Source organism: Leptolyngbya sp. FACHB-711 (assembly GCF_014695615.1).
Taxonomy (GTDB): domain Bacteria; phylum Cyanobacteriota; class Cyanobacteriia; order Elainellales; family Elainellaceae; genus Leptolyngbya_A.
This window is the reverse complement of the sequence record NZ_JACJOR010000395.1, coordinates 1-3,583: the sequence shown is the minus strand read 5'-3', so window position 1 is coordinate 3,583 and position 3,583 is coordinate 1. Positions and strand designations below refer to the sequence as shown.

General features: G+C 51.4%; 4 protein-coding genes. All 4 read right to left on the bottom strand.

Annotation, left to right across the window (positions count from 1 at the left end; all coding sequences use genetic code 11):
* Window positions 1–128: 128 nt before the first annotated feature.
* Window positions 129–500: a gas vesicle protein gene (locus H6F80_RS16715; RefSeq protein WP_190792659.1), complete on the bottom strand. Its 372-nt coding sequence runs from the start codon at window positions 498–500 to the stop codon at window positions 129–131.
* Entirely contained in the window at window positions 497–1,750 is a 1,254-nt protein-coding gene (gene gvpN / locus H6F80_RS29200; protein WP_347277889.1) for a gas vesicle protein GvpN, read from the bottom strand. Before gvpN ends, H6F80_RS16715 begins: the two co-directional genes overlap by 4 nt.
* Window positions 1,751–1,839: 89 nt before the next feature.
* The gene (locus H6F80_RS16705; RefSeq protein WP_190792658.1) at window positions 1,840–2,898 is read right to left on the bottom strand and encodes a hypothetical protein; all 1,059 of its coding nucleotides are present in this window, start codon (window positions 2,896–2,898) and stop codon (window positions 1,840–1,842) included.
* Window positions 2,899–3,019: 121 nt separating this feature from the next.
* Window positions 3,020–3,238, bottom strand: coding sequence for a gas vesicle structural protein GvpA (gene gvpA, locus H6F80_RS16700; RefSeq protein ID WP_190503885.1), 219 nt, complete (start codon window positions 3,236–3,238; stop codon window positions 3,020–3,022).
* Window positions 3,239–3,583 lie beyond the last annotated feature (345 nt).

The window sequence follows — 3,583 nt, the reverse complement described above, 5'->3', positions numbered from 1 at the left end:
GGGGCATGGTAGTGCGATGAGGGGGGCAGGCGGCAGGCACTTTAGGGTTCTCAAAGTTGCCTAAAGTTTCCCAAAGCTGGGGGATTTAAGGGGCGATGCAGGACATCTGCTACCGTTCAGATCACCGCTTAGGATTGTGCAGCTTTGAGCGATCGCAGTTCTTGTTCCAGACTATCGATTCGTACTTGAAGCTGCTGATTTGCCTCCAGCAAGGAGTGAGATTGGGCACTGAGAAACGAGTTATTTTCCCACCAGTTAATGCCGATCTCTTTTGCCTTATCAATCGATGAAATGAGCAGGCGGATGCGGATGCTCAGCAGTTCTGTCGCACCGACGGAAACAGTAATGTCTCCGGCAATCACAACCCCTTTATCTAAGACCCGCTCCAGCACATCTGCCAAACTGGAGCCGGATGTAGCACTCTGAAACGAGCGATTCGTGGGGGTGATTCCGCCTGAAGGAACGTTGCTGTGTGGCGATCGAGAGTCGGTTAGCGTCATGGCAAATCATCCTCTGACAACTCAGACATCTCCAGCAGCTTGATAAGCGATTCCTGCATCGGATGCGGTGGTGCATTTAGCGCAGGTGCTTCTAGAGCAGCTTCTTGCTCCGGCTCTTGATCGATCGGTTCCCCGCGCAGGAATTCCAGCTCCGTGTCTAGAGGCTGAGCTTCCAGATCAGTAAAGTCAAGATCAGGAGATTTCAGCGCGGGTGCTTGGATTAGTTCACTCAACGTTTCTAATTCGGTGTCTAGCTCCAGGTCTTCGAGCGACTTCACTGCAGTGACAGGAACCTGTGCCTTTTGCAGTCTTGGAATAACGCGCGCCTGGGGTACAAAGCTTGCCACCTGTTGCTGCATCGCAAAAGCGACAATTTGCTCATTAAACACTTCCCACAAAAGCTGGCTGGCTTCTTCCAGGGGCAGTCCTGTTCGCGATAGCAAAACATCCTCACAGATATCGCGGAAGTCAGGATTTTCCGGGATAACAAGAATACTGTGTTCTTGACAGACCTTTGCCAGAATTAAGCCCGATCGCAGTCCTGAAGACTTCTCGGCTCCGGTTTTCTTGCGGAATGCCTTCACGAGCTGCACAATCAGCGTGGCACTATCGCGGTCAATCTGAGTTTTCTGAACCACAATTTCCTGCTGCGTTAACTCATCTGGCTCCGGCATATTGATCGTGATGAGGCGATCGAGCAGCGCATCCTGTGTCGCATGCACCCCGCAGTATTCCTCAGGATTCGAGGTAAAAATGGCACGAAAATCAGGATGCACCCGAATATAGTCGCTGCGACCGTGCAAGGGCGGCAGCACCAACAGTTTTTCCTCCAGGGCAGACAGCAGCACGTTGTTCACTTCGGGACGAGAGCGATTGAACTCGTCGTACACCAGCGTAAATCCTTCTCGGCAAGCCATCGTCAGCCGTGAATCGACCCAGTTTTGCCGCAGTTCGTCTTCGACCTTGACCACGCTGTGAATAAAGTTATCCACCACCTTTTTGCGCGTGTAACCCGACTGATTGCCGATTAGATCTGAGGTTTTGAACTCGTCATCGCCAAAGACTAGCATCATTGGACGGGCTAGCAGGTCAGCCAGATGCAGGGCGAGGGTAGTCTTTCCGGTTCCGGCAGGTCCGCGCAGATGCACTGAAAAGCCCGACTGAAGATAGCGCAGTGCTCGCATTGCTACGCGCTCTACGGCGGGGGTGCTGACAAAGCGGCGGGGGCTAGCACGAAGGATGGTGGGCACGGGCTTAGTTTCCATTGGCATGCACTTGAATGAATTTTGAAGTGGGGCTTGAAGTGGGACTTGAACTGAAGCTTGAATGGAGTTCGAACTTACTGCTGAATGCGATAAACATGGTCGCGCTGAACAATGCAGCCCTTTTTGATGAGCGATCGAAGCGCATCAACAGCGGCAAAACGATTCAGGGCAAAAGTAGATTCAACCTCTGCCAGGGTCGTCTGCTGAACTCGCGTTAAATGATTGAAGATGGTTTGTTCGAGCTGGGTCAGATTCGGTTTTGCGATCGGTGGTTTAGTCTGGGTTACAGAAGTTGCCTTACGCGGAGAACTGCCTGGAATAGCCTTTGATTTGTCAGGCTGTGGCGATCGTACTCGTGCGACTAATCGTGCTGGAGGTCGTGCTGAGGGTCGTGTTGCCGATCGTTCTGGAAGTTGTCCTGAAGTTTGTCCTGCGGGTCGTGAAGCAAATTGCGTTTTGAGCTGCGGCGGAGTGGGCTGAGAAATGCTTGCTGGTTGAGAGCTGCCCCAAACCTGCTGACGAATCTCGGCACAATAAGCAGTCAGTTCAGACCGAAAGGCGGCAAGCTGGTCAAACAACCGCTTCATGTCCGCTTTGCGCTGCTCGTGGCTTTGTCTCAGACTTTGCTGAAGCTGATAGGCGCGATCGTGCCGCATTGCTTCCAGTTCACTTAGGTCTGCTTCGACCTCGCCTCGCATTCGTTCCACAAACTCTGCCAGATTTTGCATTACCTGAAGCTGGTTTTGGCAACGCTGCTGCTGGTGGGTTTGCAAAAGTTGCTGCGTGTCTAATCGAATGGCGGTGGTTTCTGCCTGGATTACCTGCATTCGGTTGCTTACCTGCTGCTGCATAACGGCAACAGTGGCACTAAGCTGCTGCTGAAACTCGTCCAGGGTTTGAAAAAGCTCTTGGGACATGGTGGTGCGATCGGCAGATTGCTCAGCAATCAATACCTGGGTGTCCTGCTGAAGCTGCTGCTGAAATGCTCGAAGCTCTTCCCGAAGCTGGTCTGCCTGCCGCTGCCGTTGCTGGGAAAACTGCGCCAGCGTAGTGCGAACCTGCTGCTGTCGATGTAGCGTTTCCTGCTGACGTTGCTGGCGTTGCGCTTGCCAGATTTCTTTGAGGGAAGTCACGAAATCCTCCTGTAGGAAGTACGAGCTAGGAATGTGAGATGCGGGGGCAAGACTGAGCAAGCAGAGCGATTCCTGTCTCACTCAGTCCAGCTCGATGATCCGCCTGTTGATGAGACAGCGGTTAGGCAGAAGGAACCGCAGCTTGAGCGGTGAGACCCACAGCTTCTGCATACTTCAGATAGGTTTCCACCGAGGCAATGACGACACGCGCTTCAATTGCCAGCAGTTCAATGCCGACTAGCGAAACCCGCACCCAGGCATCGACAACAATGCCTTTGTCGAGAATGCGATCGACGACTTCAGCCAAGCTAGACGAGGAATTCACTTTTTCAACTGCCATAGCAATCCACCTTTATCGGTTGTAGGGTTGTAAAACGATCGTGTAACGGTATCGCTGTTCTGCAACGGTTGTTTGAAAAGTTGTCAGTTAGCGTATGTTTATCAAGATAGGAATTTGATGCTGTGAAGGTTACGGGATAAATGCTGAAAAGATAAAGCCTCTTTAAATAATTTCCGTAGAATTACGAGTATTTATTGTTAAGATTTCTCTTGCAAGCCAATGCTAAATAAGCTATCTCGTTCACTGATTCTATTTAGCATTGGAATTGACGGCGCACTTTATCTAGCCTGATTTTTGTCGCCTCCAAATCCCAATAGAGCGGGCTACTGGTTCTTTATTTATTTC